Genomic DNA, 22,854 nt, shown 5'->3' with positions numbered 1-22,854 from the left:
TCAGTGCGTGGGGGTGTCGGCGCAGGACCCGAGGAACTTCGCGATCGCGTCCGCGACCCACTGCGGTTCCTCCTCCGGCAGCAGATGTCCGCTGTGGGGGTGGACGAGCTCCTGGGCGCCGGGGATGTCACGGGCGAAGTGCTGGCCGTCGATGCCCGCGCTGCGCAGCACCAGCGTGGGCACCGCGATGCGGGGGATCTGCGCGCTGCGGTCCGGCTGGTCGGTGTTGCAGAAGTCGACGAAGGCCGAGCGGTTGCCGGGGCGGCTCATGAGCTGATAGGCGCGGTCCACCATGGCGTCGTCCACGATCTGCGCATGCGGCCCGACGGCCTCGCGCAGGTTGCGCTCGATCGCCCCGCGCGGCATCACCCGCCTCAGCAGTGGGCGCACCAGCGGGTTGCGGGTCAGGCGCATCCCCGCGGGCACCGTCTTCTCCGGGTAGCCGGTGGCATTGACCAGCACCAGGCCGGTCAGCCGCTCCGGATGATCCAGCGCGACGTTCCAGGCGATGTTGCCGCCCAGGGAATTGCCGCCCACCGCGTAGTGCGGCACACCCAGCGCCTCCATGAAGCCCGCCACCGTCGCGGCGTACGCCGGGACGCGGTAGTCGCGGTCCTTGCGCGGGCCCGTCAGTCCGAACCCCGGCAGGTCGGGACGGATGACCTCGAACGAATCCGACAGCAGATCCGCCGCGCGGTCGAAGTGCTGCAGGGATGAGGCACTGCCGTGCAGCAGCACGAGTGCCGGGCCGTGCCCGACGCGCTTGTAGTGGATCCGCAGACCGTCCACCTCGACGAACCGGGAATCGGGCTGGGGCTCAGACCAGGTACTCATAATGGCTACACTGTTACCGATAAGGGGTTGTGTCAAGTGGTCGTGTCAACAGGAAGCCCCCACGTGTCACGGCCACGGTGCTCGTGAGCGAGGAGATGGATCAGTTGGTGCGCCGCGCTGCCGGTCGTCCGCCGGTCCCACCGGACCGGATCGTCGCCATGGCGCTGCAGATCGTCGACGAGGCAGATTCCCGTCGGTCCCAACGCGATGGCGCTGCGGGAGCGCTGCGTCGCGGTCCTGCTCAAGGCGGGATTCGAGGCCTCACTGGCCACGCGCGCGTATGTGACGCTGGCTCGCTACGTGTGTGGCCTGGCGCATGGATCCGGCACAGTTCCCCGCTGTCCACTCGACCGCGGAGGCGTTGCCGGTGCCTGTCGAAGAGGTCTTCTCCTTCGGGTTGGACCTCATCCTCACGGGGCTGGGGGCCTTCCCTGATGGCGGCTGACCAGGGCAGCAGTCGCGTCGAGCGTCAGGTCGTGCCAGTGGCCGCGTCTGTCGAGCGCGATCTTGTCCGTCTCAGGGGTGTGGCCGTCGCGTGCATCGCGCACTGGACGACCAGGCACATCCCGGCCTGATGTCCCCGGCGCCCGGTGCGCGGCTCCGCCCGACTTCCACGATGCGTTCCGGTCGACACAGCCGCCCTCACCATGCCGCTGCTCGATCACCTCACGCTCGCGCCTCCACGCCGTTTCCGGCCATCATCCCGCCGCCGCAAGGTCATTCAACGACACCGCCGGATTCGCCGATGGTGTCCTCAAGGGGCGCGATCGGTTGTGCCGGCCGGACCGGCGCCAGTCGCGGTCATCTCATCACCTCACCGCTCGTTCCCGGGCTGTTGGATCGAGGACCGGCCTTCGGAGACGGCGTATGGACTCGGACGTAGACGGTGACTCGCGCCCCGTTGACACGGGTTGTTCCGTGCTCGCGGAAGTGGCGTCGCAGGGTGCTCGTTTTCGCTTCCTCGCGCGCGTCGGCCGGCGAGTGCACAGCCGCCGGGTCGCGGACCGCGATGATCCGGTCGAATTCCAGCATGCGTGCCGCAATAGCCTGGGCGGGGAGCTCGACGCCCGCGAGTGTGTTCGATGAAACGGGGTCCTGTGCCAGGGCCAGGTCCGTCAGGAGGCGGGTGTCCTCGGGGCTGGCCGCGGTCAGGATCCGGTGCTTGCCGGGGAGATAGAGCACCCCGTCGCCGGGACGGCCCTGCGTGCGTACGAGGGCGGCGATGGCGGTGGCGTCATTGCTCCGGCTCTGGGGCGTCCGCAGTGAGAGGCTCGATGGGACGAGCGCGGCCAGTACGGCGACCACCGCGATCCACGCGATGCGGGAAGACCGCTGCCGCCGGTGGAAGTAGTCCATCCAGGCGCCCAGCAGCAAGGCGATTCCGATGTTGCTGTAGAGCACGTACCGGTCGACGAAAAGCGGTTTGAACAGGGAGGCGATCAGCAGCAGAAGGCCCGGCAGCGCAAGAATCGGCACCGCCAGCGCGGAAAGCCGTACGGGCCCCCTCGCCCTCAGGGGCGCAAGGGCACACGCCACGCCCACGACCGCCACCACCAGGAAGTATTGAAGCCGCACCGGTGCGCCGATCCAGGACACCTGCTCCGACTGCCCCGCACTGAAGACCGCCAGCGGCAACAGCCCGGCCACAACACCTGCGGCAGCCGCACTCCACGCCCTCAGCACGGGTCGTGGAACACGGGAGACGACCAGTGTGACGCCGTGTGCGAGCAGGGCGAGGGCCGCGAACTCATGGAGCAGACAGGCCGCCAGCATGGTGGAGCCGTAGACCGCCCACCGCCATCGGGAGCGATGAGGGACGCTGACCACGAGCGCATAGGTGGACCAGGTGACCAGGGCACAGACCATGGCGTACGAGCGGCCTTCCTGCGCGTACTTCTGCACTTGGGGAAGGAGCGGAAACACCAGCCCGGCCAGCAGCCCGGCACGGGCCCCCGCCAGGCGTAGCCCCAGAAGCCCGACTCCGCTCGCCGCCACGGACATCGCCAGCACGGACGGCAGCCGCAGCGTCAGCAGCCCTCCGCCGAAGAGACCGAAGAGCCCATGCATCACGGCGTAGTAGAGGGCATGGACCAGATCGACGTGCTGGGCGGTCAGCCATATCTGCGACAGATCGCGGTGCGCGAGCTGATAGGTGACGGACTCGTCCCCCCACATGGTGTTCTGCCTGCGGATGCCCCACAGCCCCACAGCGATGGTCAGCGCCAGGGGCGCGATGACGACAACGGCCTTGGTCGGGCGCCGTGTTGGCCGACGGGCCGGCACGGGAGGGGAAGCCGTTGTGGCCACGACGGGGCCACGTTCAGCAACGGACATCGGTCGCAGGGCCTTTCAGCAGCGGCGAAGAAACGCCGCCAGCGTGCCGGGACTTCGTTGATCGGATGCTGACCCAACCTGACCGGCCGATCAGGAACGCGGACAAGCGCTGTGCGAGGCTGCACGACATGCGCATCCTGGTGGTCGAAGACGAGGTGGACCTTGCCCACACCCTGCACACCGGCCTGACCGCGGAGGGCTACAGCGTCGACGTCGCCCATGACGGCCGGCAGGGCCTGTGGATGGCCCGGACCGGCGAATACGCCCTTGTCGTACTGGACTTGATGCTGCCCGGGCTCAACGGCTACAAGGTGTGCTCCGAGCTGCGCCGGGAGGGCAACGCGACGCCCATCCTGGTCCTCACCGCCAAGGACGGGGAGTGGGATCAGGCGGAGGCCCTGGACACCGGGGCCGACGACTACCTGGCCAAGCCCTTCTCCTACGTGGTGCTCGTCGCACGGCTGCGGGCCCTGGTCAGACGAGCCGCCGCGGTCGCCCCGCCGGTCCTTGCCGTGGGCGACCTCTCGTTGGACGTCGCCGGCCGGGTCTGCCGCCGGGCCGGGGTCCGGGTGGACCTCACCCCCCGGGAGTTCGCCGTGCTGGAGCTGCTGGCCCGACGGGCGGGCCAGGCGGTCTCCAAAACGGATCTGCTCTATCACGCGTGGCCCGATGAAGCATGGGATCCCAACCTGGTGGAGGCGCGCGTCAGCGCTCTGCGCAAGAAGGTGGACGCCGCGTTCCAGCGGCAGTCCCTGCAGACCGTGCGGGGCATCGGCTACCGGCTGGTGGACGACCGTGACCGCGACTGAGCCGCGGCGCCGCTGGTGGCCGCGTTCGGTACGAGCCCGCGCGGCCCTGGCCACCGCCCTGGCCGCGGCCGTCGTCCTCAGCGGCATCGGCTGGTGGGTACACCAGGAGGTCTACCGCGAGAGCATGACCATCGCCGAAGAACGTGCCGAGCGGAATCTCGCCGCTCTCGTCGATCAGCTGAGGCGTGGTTCGGTTCCCGGTCCCGCGAGCGCCGCGCCGTACGAGATCGTCGCGACCGGCCGACGCACCGCTGTCGCCTCCGGCGGAGCCATGCAGGACTTCGACCCCCGCGCCCGCCATGTCCTGCCCGCCCCACCCGCGCTCTCCGCCCCGACACCGGATCACGGTGACGGCGGCGGCTACACGATGCGGCCCCTGCGCATACCGGAGCGCCGCGACTACCACCCCGCGTACGGATACGACTTGGCCGGCAAGACCTACTTGGTCCTGTACAACGACATCTGGGCCGGTGAACTGGGCAAGGACAAAGCCGCCGCCCTGGGCGTCACCGCCGACGCCACGCTGCGGGCCTATGTGGTGGTGCTCCCGGACACGGCCGAGGAGATCGCCGGCACCACCGACGACCTGCTGCTGCGGGCCGGCCTCGTCGGCCTTGTGCTGATCGCCGCCATCGCCTACTTCACCGTCCGCATCGCGCTGCGGCCGGTCGAAGCCATCCGCGTCCTCACCGCCTCGGTCACCGCGAACGACCCCCGCGAACGCGTCACCGTCCCCGCCACGGGACACGAGATCACCGCCCTCGCCACCACCATCAACACCACCCTCCAGCGCCTCGACAACGCCGCCGCCCAGCAGCGCCGCTTCGTCGCGGACGCCGCCCACGAACTGCGCAGCCCCCTCACCACGCTGCTGGCCAGCCTGGAAGTCGCGCTCGCCTACCCGGACCGCACCGACTGGCCCACCGCGGTCACGACCGCCGCACGGCAGACGCGCCGCCTGCAGTCACTCGCCGAAGACCTGCTGCTCCTGGCCCGGCTCGACACCCGCTCCCCCACGACCGATCCCGAAACCGTCGACCTGACAGCCCTCGCCTCCCGGCTGACCGGGCAATACCCCCTCACCGAACGGCCGTTGACTCTCGGCTGCGACGGCACCGCCCCCGCGTACATACGTGGAAACCCCGACGAGTTCGAGCGGCTGCTGCGCAACCTCATCGACAACGCCGCCCGCCACGCCGCGCACCGCATCCAGATCACCGTCCGCAACCAGGACGACCGGGTCGTCCTCACGGTGCACGACGACGGACCCGGCGTGCCCGCCGAGGACGCCGAGCGCATCTTCGAACGCTTCGTCCGCCTCGACGACGCCCGCTCCCGCGACCAGGGCGGCACCGGCCTGGGCCTCGCCATCGCCCGCGACCTGGCCCACCGCCACCGAGGCACCCTCACCCTCGCCCCCCGCACCCTCGGAGCATGCTTCCAACTGCGCCTCCCCCGAGCCGCAGCCCCGGCCGAGGAATGACGCGCCCCCGGCAGCTCGGCCCAACTACCTATGCACCGACAGCGGATTCAGCACTCTGGTCGGCTAAATCACCCTTGCTCCCCAAACAGACATGCCATGTCTCACGAAACTGAAGGCATACCCGTCAGAAACATTGACGTCATCAGGCCTCAAATCTATCTTCTGCTCGAAGTACCGCACGTTGTTCGCAATTTCGAACGATGGCGAGTCTCGCAACGGCGATCGGCCAAGCGGACCGGCCGGCCCGGAGGAAGAGTTGAAGAGGCCCGTAAGAACGCTCCTCGCCCTGTCGGGTGTCCCCGCCGTTCAGGGCACCACCGCCGCGGCCGCCTCACCGGCCGGTCAGGCCACGCGGTACGCGCCTCCCCTACGACGGCTGAAGCGCAGGCGAGTTCTGGTGCAGCGACAGCCACGACGACTACGCGCAGCGTGTGGACCTCCGCCAGAACACCGACACCTTCCGCACTGACAGTCCCCTCACAGCGGTCACCCCCTGGGCCTGACCACTTCTGCTCACCGAAAGGTTCGCGATGTCCTCCTCCCTCAGCAGACGGCGCCTTCTGCAAGCAGCCGGGGCCACCGTGGCCGCCTCTGCCACCGGGTCCCTCCTCGGCGCGTCTCCCGCCCGTGCGGCGATCCCACCCGCAAGGGCCGACATCGGGGTCTCGGCACACCCCTTCGCACTCGACCAGGTCCGGCTCACCGCGAGCCGGTGGCTGGACAACCAGAACCGTACGCGCACCTACCTGCGGTTCGTCGATGTCGACCGACTGCTGTACAACTTCCGTGCCAACCACAAGCTGCCCACCAACGGCGCGGCCGCCACCGGCGGCTGGGACGCGCCGGACTTCCCCTTCCGCACCCACGTCCAGGGCCACTTCCTCACGGCCTGGGCGCAGCTGTACGCCGTGACCGGGGACACCGTCTGCCGGGACAAGGCCACGTACATGGTCGCGGAGCTGGCCAAGTGCCAGGCCAACAACGGTGCCGCCGGTTTCAACGCCGGGTACCTGTCCGGCTACCCCGAGTCCGACTTCACCGCTCTCGAGCAGCGGACCCTGAGCAACGGCAACGTGCCGTACTACACCGTCCACAAGACCCTCGCCGGCCTGCTGGACGTGTGGCGTCACATCGGCAGCACACAGGCCCGCGACGTACTGCTCGCCCTGGCGGGATGGGTCGACCTGCGCACCGGCCGGCTGACCGACCAGCAGATGCAGGCCATGCTGCAGACCGAGTTCGGCGGCATGAACACCGTGCTGACCGACCTCTACCAGCAGACCGATGACGCGCGGTGGCTCACGGTCGCCCGGCGGTTCGACCACGCCGCGGTGTTCGATCCTCTGGCCGCAGGCCAGGACCGGCTCAGCGGACTGCACGCCAACACCCAGGTGCCCAAGTGGATCGGGGCCGCCCGGGAGTTCAAGGCGACCGGCACCACCCGCTACCGGGACATCGCCACCAACGCCTGGAATCTCACCGTCGACGCGCACACCTATGCCATCGGCGGCAACAGTCAGGCGGAGCACTTCCGCGCCCCGAACGCCATCGCCGGCTACCTGAACAACGACACGTGCGAGAGCTGCAACACCTTCAACATGCTCACCCTCACCCGTGAGTTGTTCGCGCTCGACCCGAACCGGGCCGCGCTGTTCGACTACTACGAGCAGGCGTGGCTCAACCAGATGATCGGCCAGCAGAACCCGGCCGACGACCACGGCCACGTCACCTACTTCACCCCGCTCAAGCCGGGCGGCCGCCGAGGTGTGGGCCCGGCGTGGGGCGGCGGCACGTGGAGCACCGACTACGGCACCTTCTGGTGCTGCCAGGGCACGGGCCTGGAGATGCACACCAGGCTGATGGACTCCGTCTACTTCCGCACGGACACCACGCTGATCGTCAACCTGTTCGTGCCGTCGGTGCTGAACTGGACCGAGCGCGGCATCACGGTCACCCAGACCACCTCGTATCCCGCCGCCGACACCACGACCCTGCAGGTCACCGGCAGCGTCAGCGGAACCTGGGCGATGCGCATCCGCATCCCGAGCTGGACCAGCGGGGCCACCATCAGCGTCAACGGCACGGCGCAGAACATCGCGACCACGCCCGGCAGCTATGCCACCCTGACCCGCTCCTGGACCTCCGGCGACACGGTCACCGTCCGCCTGCCCATGCGGGTCGTGATGCGAGCGGCCAACGACGACGCGAACGTCGCCGCGATCACCTACGGCCCGGTCGTCCTGTCCGGCAACTACGGCGACACCGCGCTCAGTTCGCTGCCGACGCTGAACACGTCCTCCATCACACGGACCAACAGCAGCTCGCTCGCCTTCACCGCCACCGCCAACGGCTCCACCGTCAACCTCGGCCCGTTCCACGACGCGCACGGTCACAACTACACCGTCTACTGGAACACCACCGGCAGTGTCCGTCTGGTCAACGTGGCCAGCGGTCTGCTGCTGGGCATCCAGAACATGTCCACGGCCGACGGCGGCCGCGCCCTGCAGTGGTCGGACAACGGCACCGCCGACCACGACTGGTACATGATCACCGACGGAAGCGCGGTCCGCTTCCGCAACGCCAACAGCGGCAAGGTGCTCGGCGTCCAGAACATGTCCACCGCGGACGGCGCGACGGTCCTGCAGTGGTCGGACAACGGCACCGCCGACCACCGGTGGACGCTGCTCGACCAGGGGGACGGGACGTACAAGATCCGCAACGTCAACAGCGGCAAGCTGCTCGCCATCGCGAACAACTCCACCGCTGTCGGCGCGTTCGCGATCCAGGACGCGGACGACGGCACCGCCGACAACCGGTGGCGCATCGTACGGAACTGAGTCCGCCAGGGCAGGGACCCCGGCGTGAACACCCCCACCACCTGAAGCTGCCGTACCGGCCGGACCTGCTCCCCCTGCAGCGCTGACCGGACGCGTCGTCCCGAGCTCGTGACCATGCCCCCAACGCCCGTACAGCGGAAGCCGCTTGCGGGCCAGAAAGGACCCCCTCATGGCACCCCTGCACGCACGACTGCTACGCCTCCTCACAGCCACCGCGCTGACGCTCACCGCCTGCGTCACCGCCTCCGCCGGTACGGCCGCCGAGGCCGCACCGGGCAGCCCGGCCCTCACCCCGCCCCTGGGCTGGAACAGCTGGAACAGCTTCGGCTGCGGCATCACCGAGGCGCAGGTACGCGAGGCCGCCGACGCGATGGTGTCCTCCGGTATGAAGGACGCCGGCTACCAGTACGTCGTCGTCGACGACTGCTGGTTCGACCCGCAGCGTGACAGCGCGGGCAACCTCCGGGCCAACCCGACCAAGTTCCCCAGCGGCATGAAGGCACTGGGCGACTACATCCACGGCAAGGGCCTGAAGTTCGGCATCTACCAGGCGCCCAACGAGAAGACATGCGCCCAGGGCGTGGGCACCTACCCCGGCTCCACCGGAAGCAAGGGGCACGAGGCGCAGGACGCGGCCTCGTTCGCCTCATGGGGCGTGGACTACCTCAAGTACGACTGGTGTTCCGGCAACGGCACCCTCAGCGAGCAGATCGCGCAGTTCACCACCATGCGCGACGCCCTGCGCGCCACCGGGCGTCCGATCGTCTACAGCATCAACCCCAACAGCTTCCACGCCCCCACCGGCGCCTCCTACAACTGGGGCGAGGTCGCCGACCTGTGGCGGACGACCGAGGACCTGCTCGACATCTGGCAGAACGGCAACACCAACAGCTACCCGATGGGCGTCGGCAACGTCCTGGACATCACCGCACCACTCGCCGCGCAGTCGGGCCCGGGCCACTGGAACGACCCCGACATGCTCGTCGTCGGGCGTCCCGGTCTGTCGCTGACCGAGGCCCGCTCCCACTTCGCCCTGTGGTCGCTGCTCTCGGCTCCCCTCATGGCCGGCAACGACATCCGCACCATGTCCGCCGACGTCAGCGCGATCCTGCGCAACCCGCGCCTGCTGGCGGTCAACCAGGACACGCTGGGCGCGGGCGGACGCCGGGTGCGCGACGACGGCGCCACCGAGGTCTTCGCCAAGCGCCTGTCCGACGGCTCGGTCGCCGTCGGCCTGTTCAACCGGGGCGACAGCACCGCGACGATCACCACCAACGCCGCGCAGGTCGGCCTCACCGGCGGATCGTTCACCCTCACCGACCTGTGGACCGGCGGCACGTCGAGCACCTCCGGCCAGATCTCGGCGAGCGTCCCGGCGCACGGTGTCGCCGTGTTCAAGATGAGCGGCGGCAGCCCCCTGTCCTCCACCACGGCACGCCTGCGCGGTACCGGATCCGGCCGCTGTCTGGATGTGGACGGCGGCAGCACCGCGGCCGGGACGGCGACGCTGATCTGGGACTGCCACACCGCAGCCAACCAGCTCTGGACCACCTGGGCCGGGGGCGAGATCCGCGTCTTCGGCGACAAGTGCCTGGACGCCAACAACCAGGGCACCGCCAACGGCACACAGGTCATCATCTGGCCCTGCAACGGCCAGAACAACCAGAAGTGGACCGCACAGGCCGACGGCTCGATCCGCAACGTCAACGCCGGTCTGTGCCTCGACGTCAACGGGGCCGCCACCGCGAACGGAACCCGGCTGGTCCTGTGGACCTGCAACGGCCAGAGCAACCAGAAGTGGACCTCTTTGCCGTAACAGTCCCTGGTTAGCGGGGACACTTGCGGCAGGGAGACCTCCGACGGGAAGGGGTAGCCCCACTGCAGCGTGCCGCGCTGCGGGGGCTGCCCTCATCCAACGGAAGGTGGTGTCCGCGGGAGCGGCCGAGTCGGGTGAGGGTCACACCGATCCCCCAGGATCTCCGTTCCGTCCACCTTCACTGCGCGCACGACCCGGGACCCCGCTTCCCCCGGGGAACGGTGCCCGCGGGGCCCCGCCCCGTCGTGCCAGCCCGGCCGGCTCCTAGAAGTTGCCGCGCTTCTCCTGCTCGCGCTCGATCGCCTCGAACAGGGCCTGGAAGTTGCCCTTGCCGAAGCCGAGCGAGCCGTGGCGCTCGATGAACTCGAAGAAGACGGTGGGCCGGTCGCCGATCGGCTTGGTGAAGATCTGCAGCAGGTAGCCGTCCTCGTCGCGGTCGACGAGGATGCCGCGCGACGCGAGTTCCTCGATCGGCACGCGGACGTTGCCGATGCGGGCGCGCAGCTCGGGGTCGGTGTAATAGCTCTCCGGGGTCGCGAGGAACTCGATGCCCTTGGAGCGCAGGATGTCGACGGTCCTGATGATGTCGTTGGTGGCGAGGGCGAGGTGCTGGGCGCCGGGGCTGCGGTAGAAGTCGAGGTACTCGTCGATCTGCGAGCGCTTCTTGCCGACCGCCGGCTCGTTGAGGGGGAACTTCACGCGGTGGTTGCCGCTGGCGACGACCTTGCTCATCAGCGCCGAGTACTCGGTGGCGATGTCGTCGCCGATGAACTCGGCCATGTTGGTGAAGCCCAGGACGCGGTTGTAGAAGTCGACCCACTCGTCCATGTGGCCGAGCTCCACGTTGCCCACGACGTGGTCGAGGGCCTGGAAGATGCGCTTGGGCTCGCCCTCGGGCTTCACATAGCCGGAGGTGCGGGCGACATAGCCGGGCAGGTACGGGCCGGTGTAGCGGGAGCGGTCCACCAGGGTGTGGCGGGTCTCGCCGTATGTGGCGATGGCGCCGATCCGGACCGTGCCGTGCTCGTCGGTGACGTCGTGCGGCTCCTCCAGGACGGTCGCGCCCTCGGCGCGGGCGTGCTCGATGCACTTGTCCACGTCGGGCACCTCAAGGGCGATGTCGATGACACCGTCTCCGTGCCGGCGGTGGTGGTCGAGCAGCGGGCTGTCGGGGTCGACGCCGCCCTTGAGCACGAACCGGATCGCCCCGGAGCGCAGTACGAACGCGTGGTGGTCGCGGTTGCCGGTCTCGGGGCCGGAGTAGGCCACCAGCTCCATGCCGAAGACCGCCTGGAAGTACAGCGCGGACTGCGTCGCGTTGCCCACCGACCAGACCACCGCGTCCCACCCGGTCACCGGGAAGGGGTCACCCGCGGGGTCGTACTCCACGAGCCCGACCAGCTGCTTGAGCTGCTGCAGGTCCAGCTCGGCGAGGCGCTCCTGGCTCGTGAGGGTCTGCTCGATGCTCATACGCCATCCCTTTCGGTCTGCGTGCTTCCAACGCGTGGCGGCAGGACACACCGGGTTCCCTCACCTGCGCAAGAGTCGCCCTTCAGGCTGTTCAAGCTGCTCAGTTTGTCTCCCGCGAGGACCCTTCACATATACAATTTGCCCACCTGTCACGTGTTGCCGAGCTCCTCCAGTCGGGAGGCAGCCAGCCTCACCCGGGCGGCGACGGCCTCGATGTCGAAGTCGTGCATCGCGACCACGCCGATCGAGGCACCCACCGCGCCCGGCACCCCGAACCCCACCGCGATCCCCGTGGCGCCCTGCTGGAGCTGTCCCGAGGTGACGCTGTAGCCCAGCTCCCGCGACCGCACGACCTCCTCGGAGTCGTCCGGCGAAGGCGGCTGGAGCGCGAGGATGGCGACACCGTTCGCCCCCTTCTCCAACGGATGCCGCCCTCCGATGCGGTAGCCCACCTGCACCGGGCCGTCCTGAACCGTCGGCTGCGCCCCTGCCACGGGAACGCACTCGCGGGCACCGTGCGCCACCGTCAGGAAGGCGGATGTGCCGGTGTCGTCGGCGAGTTCCTGCAGAACCGGCTGGGCCGCCACCACCAGCTGATGCCGGAAACGACCGGCGAGGGTCGCGGCGCCGGCACCGAGCCGCACCCGCTTGCCCTGCCGGGAGACCAGCGCATGCTCCTCCAGCGTCTGGACGATCCGGTACGCGACGGCCCGGTCGATCTCCAGCTGCGCCGCCAGATCCGCCACCGTCAGGCCGTCCCCCGTCAGAGAGATCAAGTCCAGAGCCCGAAGGCCGCGGTCCAGGCCTTGCAGCGTGGCCATCAACATCTCCTGATCCTGCGGCTGCGCTCGACACCCGCGGAAGTGCCAGATCCTCTTCGGACGCCACGTTAGGACACCCACTGGTAGCCCGCTGCCGTCGGCCTCGCCCGTCCGGCCTTGACGGTGAAGACGCCGCGACCTAATTTGAGCTCGTGATGACCAGCGCACAAAAATGTGCGCTGAGCGCACAAAATCGCGACGCGGTACCGGGACCGCGAGCCCGAGCCGGAGCCCGAGGAGAGACATGCCGTACTACCACCGGTCGGGCGCGGTTCCGCCGAAGCGTCACACCCAACACCGGGACGCGGACGGGAACCTCTACTACGAGGAGCTCATGGGCGAGGAGGGGTTCTCCTCGGACTCCTCGCTGCTCTACCACCGCCACATTCCGTCGGCGGTGCGGGAGTACCGGGTGTGGGACCTCGCAGACCAGTCCCTGGTGCCCAACCACCCCCTCATCCCCCGCCACCTCTCCACGCACAAGCTGTTCGCGGACGGTGAGTCCGGCATCGACGCGGTGACGGGCCGCCGACTGCTGCTGGGCAACGAGGACGTACGACTGGCGTACGCCGTGGCCGACGCGGTCAGCCCCTACTACCGCAACGCGACCGGCGACGAGTGTCTCTACGTCGAGGACGGGCGCGCCCGTGTCGAGACGGTCTTCGGCGACCTCGACGTGGGCGACGGGGACTATGTGATCGTCCCGCGGGCAACCACGTACCGGATCGTGCCGGACGGCACGGTACGGATCTATGCGATCGAGGCGAACTCGCACATCGGGCCCGCGCGGCGCTATCTGTCCAAGCACGGCCAGCTCCTGGAGCACGCGCCGTTCTGCGAGCGCGACTTCCGCCTCCCGGACGGGCCGAAGCTCGTCGAGGGCGAGAACGTCGAGGTGTACATCAAGCACCGCGGCCCCGGCGGCGTCGTCGGGACCGTCCACACCCTGCCGCACCACCCCTTCGACGTGGTCGGCTGGGACGGCTGCCTCTACCCGTACGCGTTCAACATCCGTGACTTCGAGCCCCTCACCGGCCGCGTCCACCAGCCGCCGCCGGCCCACCAGGTCTTCGAGGGCCACAACTTCGTGATCTGCAATTTCGTACCGCGCAAGGTGGACTACCACCCTCTGGCGGTCCCCGTCCCGTACTACCACTCCAACGTCGACTCCGACGAGGTGATGTTCTACTGCGGCGGCGACTACGAGGCCCGCAAGGGCTCCGGGATCGGACAGGGCTCGATCTCCCTCCACCCCGGCGGCCACCCGCACGGCCCCCAGCCGGGTGCCATGGAGCGGTCGATCGGGGCGGAGTTCTTCGACGAACTCGCCGTCATGGTCGACACCTTCCGTCCGCTCCAGCTCGGCGAGGCCGCCCGCGCGACGGACGACGGGACGTACGCCTACTCCTGGGAGCAGAACCGATGAGCGCCCGCCGGACGCACGAGATTCCGCCGGCCCTGGCCCGCCTGTTCGACGACGCGGCGGTCTTCCCGCCCGGCAGCCTGCCCATCGAAGAGGCGGTCCGGGCCCATGTGGAGCACACCCAGGGTGCCCACGCCGGGCTGGTCGGCGCGTTCGTGCTGGCCGCCAAGGACGTCGACCGGCTCGCCGAGCTGACCGCCGGCCTGACCGAGGGCTCCTTCGACCTCTCGGTGACCGTCGCGCTGCCCGGTGTCGCCGACGCCGTCGCCACGGCGAGCCGGATCCCGGCCGTACGGCTGGTCGGTCTCGAGGTCGCCGTACCGGACGGGGTCGCCGCCGACGCCGTCGTACCCGCCCTGGCCGAGGCGGTCGACGACAACCCCGACCTCACCGTCTACGTCGAGGTACCGCGCGACGACCGGCGCGAGACGCTGCTCGCCCAGCTCGCCGGGACCCCGTACCTGGCCAAGTTCCGCACCGGCGGCGTACGCGCCGAGCTCTACCCCGACGAGCGTGAACTCGCCGCGGCCGTCGTGGCCGCGGTGCGGGCCGGGGTGCCGTTCAAGGCGACCGCGGGGCTGCATCACGCGGTGCGCAACACCGACCCGGAGACCGGGTTCGAACAGCACGGCTTCCTCAACCTGCTCGTCGCCACCGACGCGGCCCTGAAAGGCGCCGAGGAGACGGAGCTGGCCGAACTGCTGGCCGACCGCGACGGCGACCGGATCGCCGAGCGGGTCCGCGCCCTCACGCCGCAAGTCCGGGACCTGTTCCGCTCCTTCGGCACCTGCTCCATCGCCGAACCCGCCACCGAGTCGGCCGGTCTCGGCCTGCTGCCCGCAACGACCGTCGCAGACCTGACCGAGGTGTCCGCATGACCAGCACCACCCAGTTGACCGTCCCGGCCGGCTCCCTGTTCGGCCTGACCAACCTGCCCTACGGCGTCTACTCGACGCCCGGCCAGGAGCCCCGCGTGGCGACCCGCTACGGCGACCACGTCATCGACCTGGCCCTGCTGCTGGACGACGACGTCTTCGCCCGGCCGAGCCTGAACGCCTTCATGGCCAAGGGCCACGCCCGTTGGACCGAGGTCCGGGCCCAGATCACCCAGCGGCTCCAGGGCGAGGTACCCGCGGCGGCGGTCCACGACCTGGGCGCGGTGACACTGCACCTGCCCGTCGAGGTCGCCGACTACGTCGACTTCTACGCCTCCGAACACCACGCCTCGAACCTGGGCAGCCTCTTCCGGCCCGACAACCCGGACCCGCTGATGCCGAACTGGAAGCACCTTCCGGTCGGTTACCACGGCCGCGCGGCCTCCGTCGTCGTCTCGGGCACCGACATCATCCGGCCCGCCGGACAGCGCAAGGGCCCCCAGGACCCGGCACCGGTCTTCGGCCCCTCGACCCGCCTGGACATCGAGGCCGAGCTCGGCTTCGTCCTCGGGACCGGCAACGCCATGGGCGACTCCATCGGTGCCGAGAACGCGGAGCGGCACATCTTCGGCGTGGTGCTCTTCAACGACTGGTCCGCGCGCGACATCCAGGCCTGGGAGTACGTCCCCCTCGGTCCGAACCTCGGCAAGTCGTTCGCGTCGACGATCTCCCCGTGGGTGGTACCGCTGCTCGCCCTGGACGCCGCCCGGGTACCGACCCCGGTCCAGGAGCCGGCCGTACTGCCGTATCTGCGGATGCAGCAGCCGTGGGGCCTCGATGTCGACCTGGCCGTCGAATGGAACGGCCAGGTCGTCTCCCGGCCGCCGTACGCCGCCATGTACTGGTCCCCCGCCCAGATGCTGGCCCACCAGACCGTCAACGGCGCCCCCTCGCGCACCGGTGACCTGTTCGCCTCCGGCACCGTCTCCGGCCCGGAGAAGGAGCAGCGCGGTGCCTTCATCGAACTGACCTGGGGCGGCAAGGAGCCGATCACGGTCAACGGCCAGGAGCGCACGTTCCTGGAGGACGGCGACGAGATCGTCCTGACCGCCACGGCCCCGGGCGCCGACGGAACCCGGATCGGCTTCGGCGAGGCGCGCGGCCGGATCGTCAGCAGCAAGCGTCAGGAGGCGCGATGAGCACGATGGTGACCTCGGCCGCGTAAGCGGTCGCCGACGTCGCCCTGCTACCTCGTGCGGAGATCAGATGCTGAGGGGATGCTGCGGCTGCGTTCGCGGACTCCCGGTCAGGTTCTGCCCGGGATCCTCGGCGCCTCTCAACAGAGAGCCGTAGAACGCCAGATGGCGTTCCGCGGCGGCGGTCCAGGTGTGGCGGGCGGCGAGTCGGCGGCCCCTCGCCCGGCGCGCGGGGGTGTCGTCCGTGAGGGCGGCGCCGAGCTCGGTGGCCAGGTCCTGGTGGGTGGTCGCGAAACGGGCTGCACTGCCGAACACCTCGCGCAGTACGGGCAGATCGCGTACGACCAGCGGAACTCCCGCGGCGAGTGCCTCCATCGCGGCGAGTCCGAAGCCCTCCTTCGTGGAGGGGAAGGCGAACGCGGACGCTGCGGCCACCAAGGACGGCAGCTCGTCCTCGGCGACCTGGCCCAACACGACCGGTTCGACGCGGAGTTCGGCGGCGCGGGCCTCCCAGCGGGCCCGGTAGTCGCGGTAGTCGAAGAGGGTCTCGCCGCCCGCGATCACCAGCCGTACGTCCGGGTGTGCGGAGCGCAGCAGGGCGTACGCCTCCAGCAGGTCCAGCGAGCCCTTGCGCGGCTCGATGCCGCCGACGGTGAGGATGTAACGCCCCAGACGGGCACGCCAGTTCGCGCGGGCGGCCGGATCGGTGGTGGCGAAACGGTCGTAGGCCACTCCGTTGGGGACGACCGCCGCCTCGATGCCCCAGCCGTCGGCCAGTTCCGTGGCGACGGCCGCCGACACGCAGATGTGCGCGTACGGCTCGACGATGGCCCGCTCGTGGCAGGCGGCCAGTTCGGGGGTGGTGAAGTGGTCGATGTGGTGGACCGTGCGGACGCACCGGCCACCGACCGCGTTGGCGCTGATGCAGTCCTGGGCGTGGACGATGTCGTACGCCGCTGCGAAGGGCTCAAAAGCCTTGCCCAGTACGGCGATGGAGCGCAGGATGCGCTCGCCGACGGTCTCCTGCGGCGGGCCGTCCGGGAACGGCACGATCCGCAGCCGTACGGCGGGGTCGACCGGCCGGAAGAAGCCAGCGTCGCCGCCGCGGCCCAGCGTCCACACGGTGACGTCCTGCCCGGCCGCGGTGAACGCCTCGGCGAGGGCGAGGGTGTGGACGACGCCACCGCGCGGCTTGGTGGAGTAGCTCAGCAGAGCGATCTTCACGAAGGGTTCTCCCGGTAGGCGTCGGGCCGGCGTTCGTCGAGGTGGCGCAGGATGCGGCGGGCGCGGTCGATCTCCTCGGCGACGTCGATCTCGGCGACCGCGAGGCCGGCCTTGGACCAGGTGCGGGCGAGGATGTCGCCGCCGGGGCCGACCACCTTGGACTGGCCGAGGAAGCGCATGCCGCCCATGGCGCCGGTCTGGTTGGAGGAGGCGAGGACGACCTGGTTCTCGGCGGCGCGGGCCTGGTCGTACAGGTCGAAGAGCTTGGCCTGGCGGTCCTGGGCCATGCGCGGGGCGCGGTTGGTGAGGGACGTGGGCCAGGCGGAGAGGCAGGCGAGGATCTCGGCGCCGTCCAACGCCAGAGAACGGGCCGACTCGGGGAAGGTCTTGTCGTAGTCGATGAGCATGCCGATGCGGCCCACCGGGGTGTCGAAGGCGTCGAAGCGGTCGCCTGGCGCGTAGGCGGCGACCTCGCCGGCGGGCAGGTGGACTTTGCGGTGGCGGCCGAGGACCCCGTCACCGCTGACGCAGACGGCGGCGTTGTAGCGCTCGTCGCCGCCGTCCTCGCAGTAGCCGAGGCAGACGACCATCTCGGCGGCCAGGCGGGTGACTTGGAGGATCAGCGGGTCGTCCGGCTTCAGGGCCGGCGGCAGGGCGTCGGGGTCGGGGTGGCGCAGGTCGGCGAGGTAGCCGCCGAGCGCGGCGTCGGGCAGGACCAGCAGTCCGGCGCCGGAGGCGCGCGCGTCGTCGATGAGCTTGGCGATGCGGGCCAGGTCGAACTCCAGGTCGCGGCCGAAGTGGGCGGCCGCGGCCGCGATCCGGATCGTGCTCATGCGCTGACTGCTCCTGTGGGTACGTCGTAGGTCTCGGGCCGCCGGTCGCGAAGGTGTCCCATCGACCGCCGGGCGGTCTCCAGTGCCTGTGCGACGTCCAGTTCGGCGACGGCGACGCCGGCGGCGACACCCGTGTCGGCGAGGATCTCGCCGCCGGGGTCGACGACCTTGGCGCTGCCGACGAAGCGTAGCGACCCGAACGTGCCCGCCTGGTTGGCCGACAGCCACACGATCTGGTTCTCCAGCGCGCGGGCCCGGTCGAACAGGTCGAAGCGACGTTTCCAGCGGTCGTTGACGAGGTCGGTGGCCGCGTTCGTACGGGAACCGGGCCAGGCGGAGACACAGACACCGATCTCGGCGCCGTCGAGCGCGAGGGCGCGGGCGGACTCCGGGAACGCCTTGTCGTAGCAGATCATCATGCCGATTCGGCCGACCGGGGTGTCGAAGGCGTGGAAACGGTCCCCGGAGGCGTAGCTGGCGTCCTCGCTGAGTGGCTGGTGGACCTTGCGGTGGTTGCCGAGGACGCCGTCGCCGGTGACGCAGACGACGCTGTTGTAGCGGGCTTCCCCGGCCGCTTCGCAGTATCCGGCGACAACCGTCATCTCCCCTGCCAGCAAGGCCAGTCGGCGGATCTCGGGGCCGTCGAGGGCGAGCGCGGGCGGGCCCTCGTCGAGTTCGGCGTGGTCGTCGAGGCTGAGCAGATACCCGCCGAGGCACGCCTCGGGCAGCGCCAGCAGGCGTACGCCCTGCTCCCGGGCTTCCTTGATCAGCCGTTCGGCGATCTGGAAGTCCTCCTCCAGGTCGCGGCCGAACTCGGCGGCGACGGCGGCCATGCGCAGGGTGGTCATGCGGTTCCCATCCCGGTCACGGTGGACATGACCGCTTCGGTGATCTCTCCGTCGGGCCAGCGCAGCCCGACGCCTTCGCCTTCGGTGAGCTCCCCGCACACCGAACCCGTGGCGGGTCCGGCGGGCAGGGGCGGTGCGCCCGGTTCGTCGGCCGTGAGCATCGCGAAGCCCGGGAAACAGGTGAACCAGTCCCCCACCGTCGCGGCCCTGGGCCGGGGCACGGCGGCCACGTCGAGCACCGCGCGGCAGCCGCCGGCCTCGGCGAGCATGCCGAGGGTGCCGGCGAGGCCCGCCATCGACACGTCCTTGGCCGCGGCGGGCCGCGCGGCGGCCACCGCACCGGTCATGGTGCGCAGTTCGTCCGTACGGCGGTGGCTGGTCGAGTCCCACTGGCGGCCCCGGTAGCCCGGGCGCCAGCTTCCGCCGAGGTCGGCGGTGAGGCGTACGGCGTGTCCGGGGCGGCCGCCGCCACCGGGCACCGGCCGGTCGGTGCGGCCGAGCGCGGTCACCGACAGGGCGGCCGGTACGCCGAGTTGGGTGTGGCCGCCGAGCACCGGGATGTCGTACGCCTGTGCTGCGCGGGTCAGTCCGGCCAGGATCCGGGCGGCGTGCGCTGCGTCGCGGGCGCCGATCGCGTCCAGCAGTCCGAGCGGGGCGGCGCCCATGGCGGCGAGGTCGTTGGCGTTCACGAGGACCGCGCACCAGCCCGCCCACTCGGGGTCGCGTTCGACCATGGACGGCACGATCGCGTCGCAGGCTGCGATCACGTCGGTGCCGGGGACGGGGGCGCCGTCGTCGCCGACGAAGCCGGCTCCTCCGAGCGCGGTTCGCGCCGCCGTGCGCAGGGCCCCGCCGACCGGGTCCTGGGCGGCGGCGCGAACCGCAGTCTTTCGCAGGGGCGCCAGCAGCGGCCCCAGGGCGGCCTTCGCGTCCGCCGTCCGCGCCGCGATGCGGTCGATCGGCCAGCGCATCAGGACGTGGGGCGCGCCCGCGATCGTCGTGTCCCGCACCCGCTGCCAGCCGAGGCGCCGGAACAGCACCTCGTTGCGGGCCTGGACGGTCGCGTCGAAGCGCAGCACGCCCTCCGCCTCCGCCCGGGCGCAGGCGGCCCGGACGAGCGCCGCGCCGATGCCGTGCGGGCCGCGGGGCCGGCGGGCGGCGACCAGGCGGCCGCCCTGCCACCAGCCGAGGTCGGGGCCGTCGTCGACCGGGCAGAGACGCACTCCGCCGATCACGGTGCCCTCCGGGTCCTTGGCGACCAGGACGACGGTGCGGGGGTCGGTGTCGTGGTCGTCCAGGTCGTGATGGGCGAAGAGCTCCTGCTCGTGGACGAAGGCGGCGCGGCGCAGCTGCCGGTAGGCGGCCATGTCCGCTGTGCCGTCCGCCTCCTCGATGCGGAAGGCGGGCCGGCGGGCGAGCGTGTTGCGGTCGCCCAGCAGGGCCAGGATGTCCTGCGGATCGTCCACGGCCGGCACGATGACGGAACCGTCGAGGTTCACGGCGCTCACCCGCCGGCTGTCTGGAGGACGCTGCAGGCGCCGCAGGCCGCACAGCCGGCCTTCTGGTCGGCGCCGCTCATTCCGGCGGCGCGCAGCTTCGCGGCGACGGCTTCGGTGACATGCGTCAGGAGTTCCGCGCGGGGTGCCTGGACGCCGTCGCGGGCGGCGAGGGTGCCGCTCATCGGGCGGAAGGGGACGACGAAGGGATAGACCCCGCGGTCGATCAACTCCCCGGCTCCCATGATGAGTTCGTCGGGGTCCTCGCCGAGTCCGACGAGGAGGTAGGTGGAGACGCGGTTGGGTCCGAAGACGTGCACGGCCTCGTCCCACGCGGCCTCGTAGTCGGCCAGCGGGACCGTCGACTTGCCGGGCATCCAGCGTCGGCGCACCTCGTCGTCGAGGGACTCGACGTGGATGCCGATGGCGGTGGCCCCGGCGTCGTGCAGGGCGCGGATCCAGGCGAGGTCGCCGGGCGGTTCGCACTGCACCTGGATCGGCAGACCGGGCACGGCTGCCAGCACGGCCCGGACCGACCGTACGAGGGTGCGGGCGCCGCGGTCGGGTCCGGTGGTGGTGCCGGTGGTCATCACCATCTGCTTGACGCCGTCGAGCCGTACGGCGGCCTCGGCGACCTCGGCGAGCTGTGCCGGGGTCTTGGCGGCCACGGTGGCGCCGGAGCGCAGGGACTCCTCGATGGTGCAGAAGCGGCAGCGGTCGGACTCGGCGTAGCGGATGCAGGTCTGCACGACGGTGGTGGCCAGGACGTCCGAACCGTGCAGGCGGGCGATGTGCTCGTAGCGGATGCCGTCGGCCGTGGTCAGGTCGTAGAACCTGGGGCGCTGTACGGGTGTGAGGGAGATTCCGGTGTCCTCGTCACCGAGCCACACCTTGCCGTCGCGCACGGAGTAGGGGCTGTGGGGGTTGCGTGGGAGCGCGGCGTTGGCACCGTCGACGAGGACGTGTCCGTCGTCGCTGGGCCCCGCGCCGTCCGGCCGCCGCACGGGCGCGTCCGACGCGACGCCGCGCAGGGCGAGTTCGGCGCGGGTCATGATCCGCACGTCCACCGCCGTACCGCTTTTCCCGGTGCCAACGCTCACGTCGTTCTCCCTACAGCTGGTAGGTGGAGTTGATGATGGCGCCCTTGCGCGCGTAGTGGATCAGCGCGTCCTGGACGTCGAGGGGGTGGGTGGGGATGACGCCCTCGATGAGGTCCTCTTCGCGGGCGCCGTGCAGGGAGAGACCGAAGCGGCAGCAGTAGACCTTGCCGCCTTCGGCGATGAACGTCTTGAGCTGGTTGTTGATGTTGTGCTCGCCCGGGAAGGCGGAGTTGCCGACGGTCGGGAAGCCGCGGGTGGCGAGGCAGTTGAGGGAGCCGGGGCCGTAGAAGTAGATGGCGGTCTCGAAGCCCTTGCGCAGGGCGCGGGTGGCCTGGAGGACGGCGACGAAGGAGACCGAGGACTCGTGGGCGATGCCGTGGACGAGGGTGAAGTAGGTCTCGCCGTTCTCGGCCTGGTAGTCGGGGAAGACCTTGGTGGAGCCGTAGATGCTGGTGCCCTCGGGGAGTGAGGGGTGGGGAATCTCGTCGAGGGACTTCTGCTCGACGTCGGAGAGTTCGGCGCTGGCGACGGATTCGGACATGGCTTTCTCCTTGTGCGTACGGGAAGGGAGCGGGGGTCGGTCAGACAGTGGGGGTCGGTCAGTCGTAGAGCGCGGCGAACGTGTCCCGGAAGACGAGCTCGCCGAGTTCGCCGCCGCCGGTGGCTTCGGCGAGGCGGGCGTACTCGCCGGTGAAGTCGCCCCATGGCTGGTCGCTGGCGAAGAGCACCCGGTCGTGGCCGATGCCGCGGCGCTCGATCTCCTGGGCCAGCCAGCGGGGAGTGAAGCCGATGGCCCAGGAGAGGTCGGTGTAGACGCGCTTGCCGGCGGTGATCCAGTCGAAGAACCGGGAGCCGACGAGCTTGATGTGGCCGCTCATCCCGCCGCCGAAGTGCACGAGATGGACGGGTACTTGGTCGGCGTACCAGTCGACGAGGTGGCCGACCTCGTCGATGTCGGAGGCGGCGCCGGGAGAGGTGTGGACGTGGACGACGAGGCCGTGCCGGGCGGCTGCGGCGAAGATGCGGTCGAGTCGGGGGCGGCAGGCGGGGTCCGTGGGGCGGCCGCCGAGCAGGAAGCTCAGCTTGAGGGCCTTGACTCCGGTCTCGCCCGCCAACTGGAGGGCCTGCTCTGTGCGTTGGGCGTCCTCCGAGCGTGGGGACACCCACAGCCCGGCACGGATGCGGTCGTCGCTCTGTGCGGCTTCCAGTGCAAGTTCGTTGAAGGAGAAGGCGATCGCGGGGTCCGGGACGCCGTAGTTGGGGATGACCAGGGCCCGTTCGGTGCCCTCCGCGTCCAGGTCGGCGATGAGTTGCTTGACGGTGGCGCGGGCGGTGGTGTCCGGGTTGACGGGTGGGCCGCCGTAGAAGGGATAGGCGGGCAGGACGCCGATGTGGCGGTGTGCGTCGTGGACCATGGTGTGGTTCCTCAGCCGCGTGGTGTGGTTCGACAGCCGT

At 70.4% G+C, this 22,854-nt stretch carries 19 protein-coding genes; 8 read left to right on the top strand and 11 right to left on the bottom strand.

All coding sequences use genetic code 11. From position 1 onward, the window contains the following. Positions 1-834, bottom strand: a complete 834-nt coding sequence (locus tag PH203_RS30095; RefSeq protein ID WP_289923842.1) for an alpha/beta hydrolase — start codon at positions 832-834, stop codon at positions 1-3. Between the two features lie 207 nt (positions 835-1,041). Between PH203_RS30095 and PH203_RS30090 the strand changes: the two genes are divergently transcribed. Beyond that, positions 1,042-1,269 carry a hypothetical protein gene (locus tag PH203_RS30090; protein WP_289923841.1) on the top strand — a complete coding sequence of 76 codons (228 nt, stop codon included), beginning with the start codon at positions 1,042-1,044 and terminating at the stop codon, positions 1,267-1,269. 366 nt (positions 1,270-1,635) lie between these two features. Here the strand turns inward: PH203_RS30090 and PH203_RS30085 are convergent, their stop codons facing one another. Beyond that, positions 1,636-3,168 carry a glycosyltransferase family 39 protein gene (locus PH203_RS30085; protein ID WP_289923840.1) on the bottom strand — a complete coding sequence of 511 codons (1,533 nt, stop codon included), beginning with the start codon at positions 3,166-3,168 and terminating at the stop codon, positions 1,636-1,638. A gap of 128 nt (positions 3,169-3,296) precedes the next feature. Here PH203_RS30085 and PH203_RS30080 point away from each other — a divergent pair, with 128 nt between their 5' ends. The 4 genes from PH203_RS30080 to PH203_RS30065 all read left to right on the top strand — a co-directional run bounded on the left by PH203_RS30080 (position 3,297) and on the right by PH203_RS30065 (position 10,113). Beyond that, the gene (locus tag PH203_RS30080) at positions 3,297-3,977 is read left to right on the top strand and encodes a response regulator transcription factor (RefSeq protein ID WP_289924000.1); all 681 of its coding nucleotides are present in this window, start codon (positions 3,297-3,299) and stop codon (positions 3,975-3,977) included. After that, complete coding sequence (locus tag PH203_RS30075; RefSeq protein WP_289923839.1) at positions 3,964-5,460, top strand: HAMP domain-containing sensor histidine kinase; 1,497 nt, start codon at positions 3,964-3,966, stop codon at positions 5,458-5,460. The genes PH203_RS30080 and PH203_RS30075 overlap by 14 nt, the downstream gene beginning before the upstream one ends. Before the next feature lie 530 nt (positions 5,461-5,990). After that, positions 5,991-8,297: a beta-L-arabinofuranosidase domain-containing protein gene (locus tag PH203_RS30070; RefSeq protein ID WP_289923836.1), complete on the top strand. Its 2,307-nt coding sequence runs from the start codon at positions 5,991-5,993 to the stop codon at positions 8,295-8,297. Between the two features lie 169 nt (positions 8,298-8,466). Next, positions 8,467-10,113, top strand: a complete 1,647-nt coding sequence (locus PH203_RS30065; RefSeq protein ID WP_289923835.1) for a lectin — start codon at positions 8,467-8,469, stop codon at positions 10,111-10,113. A 264-nt stretch (positions 10,114-10,377) separates the two neighbouring features. Here the strand turns inward: PH203_RS30065 and hppD are convergent, their stop codons facing one another. After that, positions 10,378-11,583: a 4-hydroxyphenylpyruvate dioxygenase gene (gene hppD / locus PH203_RS30060; RefSeq protein WP_289923834.1), complete on the bottom strand. Its 1,206-nt coding sequence runs from the start codon at positions 11,581-11,583 to the stop codon at positions 10,378-10,380. A 149-nt stretch (positions 11,584-11,732) separates the two neighbouring features. Next, positions 11,733-12,410 (bottom strand): helix-turn-helix domain-containing protein, encoded by a 678-nt coding sequence (locus PH203_RS30055; protein ID WP_354671278.1) that lies wholly within the window; start codon positions 12,408-12,410, stop codon positions 11,733-11,735. Between the two features lie 238 nt (positions 12,411-12,648). On the opposite strand from PH203_RS30055, the gene PH203_RS30050 reads away from it, so the two are divergent. Genes PH203_RS30050 through fahA form a run of 3 tightly spaced genes read left to right on the top strand, consistent with a single transcriptional unit; the run spans position 12,649 to position 15,901 of the window. Then, entirely contained in the window at positions 12,649-13,830 is a 1,182-nt protein-coding gene (locus PH203_RS30050) for a homogentisate 1,2-dioxygenase (protein WP_289923832.1), read from the top strand. After that, complete coding sequence (locus tag PH203_RS30045; RefSeq protein ID WP_289923830.1) at positions 13,827-14,705, top strand: hypothetical protein; 879 nt, start codon at positions 13,827-13,829, stop codon at positions 14,703-14,705. Before PH203_RS30050 ends, PH203_RS30045 begins: the two co-directional genes overlap by 4 nt. After that, complete coding sequence (fahA, locus tag PH203_RS30040) at positions 14,702-15,901, top strand: fumarylacetoacetase (RefSeq protein WP_289923829.1); 1,200 nt, start codon at positions 14,702-14,704, stop codon at positions 15,899-15,901. The genes PH203_RS30045 and fahA overlap by 4 nt, the downstream gene beginning before the upstream one ends. 63 nt (positions 15,902-15,964) lie before the next feature. Here fahA and PH203_RS30035 read toward each other — a convergent pair whose 3' ends face one another. From PH203_RS30035 to PH203_RS30005, 7 genes are read right to left on the bottom strand one after another with little or no spacing between them, the layout of a single operon-like run. Then, positions 15,965-17,122, bottom strand: coding sequence for an MSMEG_0565 family glycosyltransferase (locus tag PH203_RS30035; RefSeq protein WP_289923828.1), 1,158 nt, complete (start codon positions 17,120-17,122; stop codon positions 15,965-15,967). Then, complete coding sequence (locus PH203_RS30030) at positions 17,119-17,955, bottom strand: carbon-nitrogen hydrolase family protein (RefSeq protein WP_289923826.1); 837 nt, start codon at positions 17,953-17,955, stop codon at positions 17,119-17,121. Before PH203_RS30030 ends, PH203_RS30035 begins: the two co-directional genes overlap by 4 nt. After that, positions 17,952-18,803: a carbon-nitrogen hydrolase family protein gene (locus PH203_RS30025; RefSeq protein ID WP_289923824.1), complete on the bottom strand. Its 852-nt coding sequence runs from the start codon at positions 18,801-18,803 to the stop codon at positions 17,952-17,954. The genes PH203_RS30030 and PH203_RS30025 overlap by 4 nt, the downstream gene beginning before the upstream one ends. After that, a complete protein-coding gene (locus PH203_RS30020; RefSeq protein ID WP_289923822.1) occupies positions 18,800-20,311 on the bottom strand; it encodes an MSMEG_0567/sll0787 family protein in 1,512 nt (503 codons plus the stop codon). The genes PH203_RS30025 and PH203_RS30020 overlap by 4 nt, the downstream gene beginning before the upstream one ends. After that, complete coding sequence (locus PH203_RS30015; RefSeq protein ID WP_289923820.1) at positions 20,308-21,399, bottom strand: MSMEG_0568 family radical SAM protein; 1,092 nt, start codon at positions 21,397-21,399, stop codon at positions 20,308-20,310. Before PH203_RS30015 ends, PH203_RS30020 begins: the two co-directional genes overlap by 4 nt. 10 nt (positions 21,400-21,409) lie before the next feature. Then, the gene (locus PH203_RS30010; RefSeq protein WP_289923819.1) at positions 21,410-21,940 is read right to left on the bottom strand and encodes an MSMEG_0572/Sll0783 family nitrogen starvation response protein; all 531 of its coding nucleotides are present in this window, start codon (positions 21,938-21,940) and stop codon (positions 21,410-21,412) included. A gap of 58 nt (positions 21,941-21,998) precedes the next feature. Continuing rightward, positions 21,999-22,814 carry an amidohydrolase family protein gene (locus PH203_RS30005; protein ID WP_289923818.1) on the bottom strand — a complete coding sequence of 272 codons (816 nt, stop codon included), beginning with the start codon at positions 22,812-22,814 and terminating at the stop codon, positions 21,999-22,001. Positions 22,815-22,854: the final 40 nt, after the last annotated feature.

It is taken from the genome of Streptomyces sp. S.PB5, from assembly GCF_030403745.1.
In the GTDB taxonomy this organism is placed as follows: Bacteria; Actinomycetota; Actinomycetes; order Streptomycetales; family Streptomycetaceae; genus Streptomyces.
This window is presented reverse-complemented; position numbering and strand designations above follow the sequence as displayed.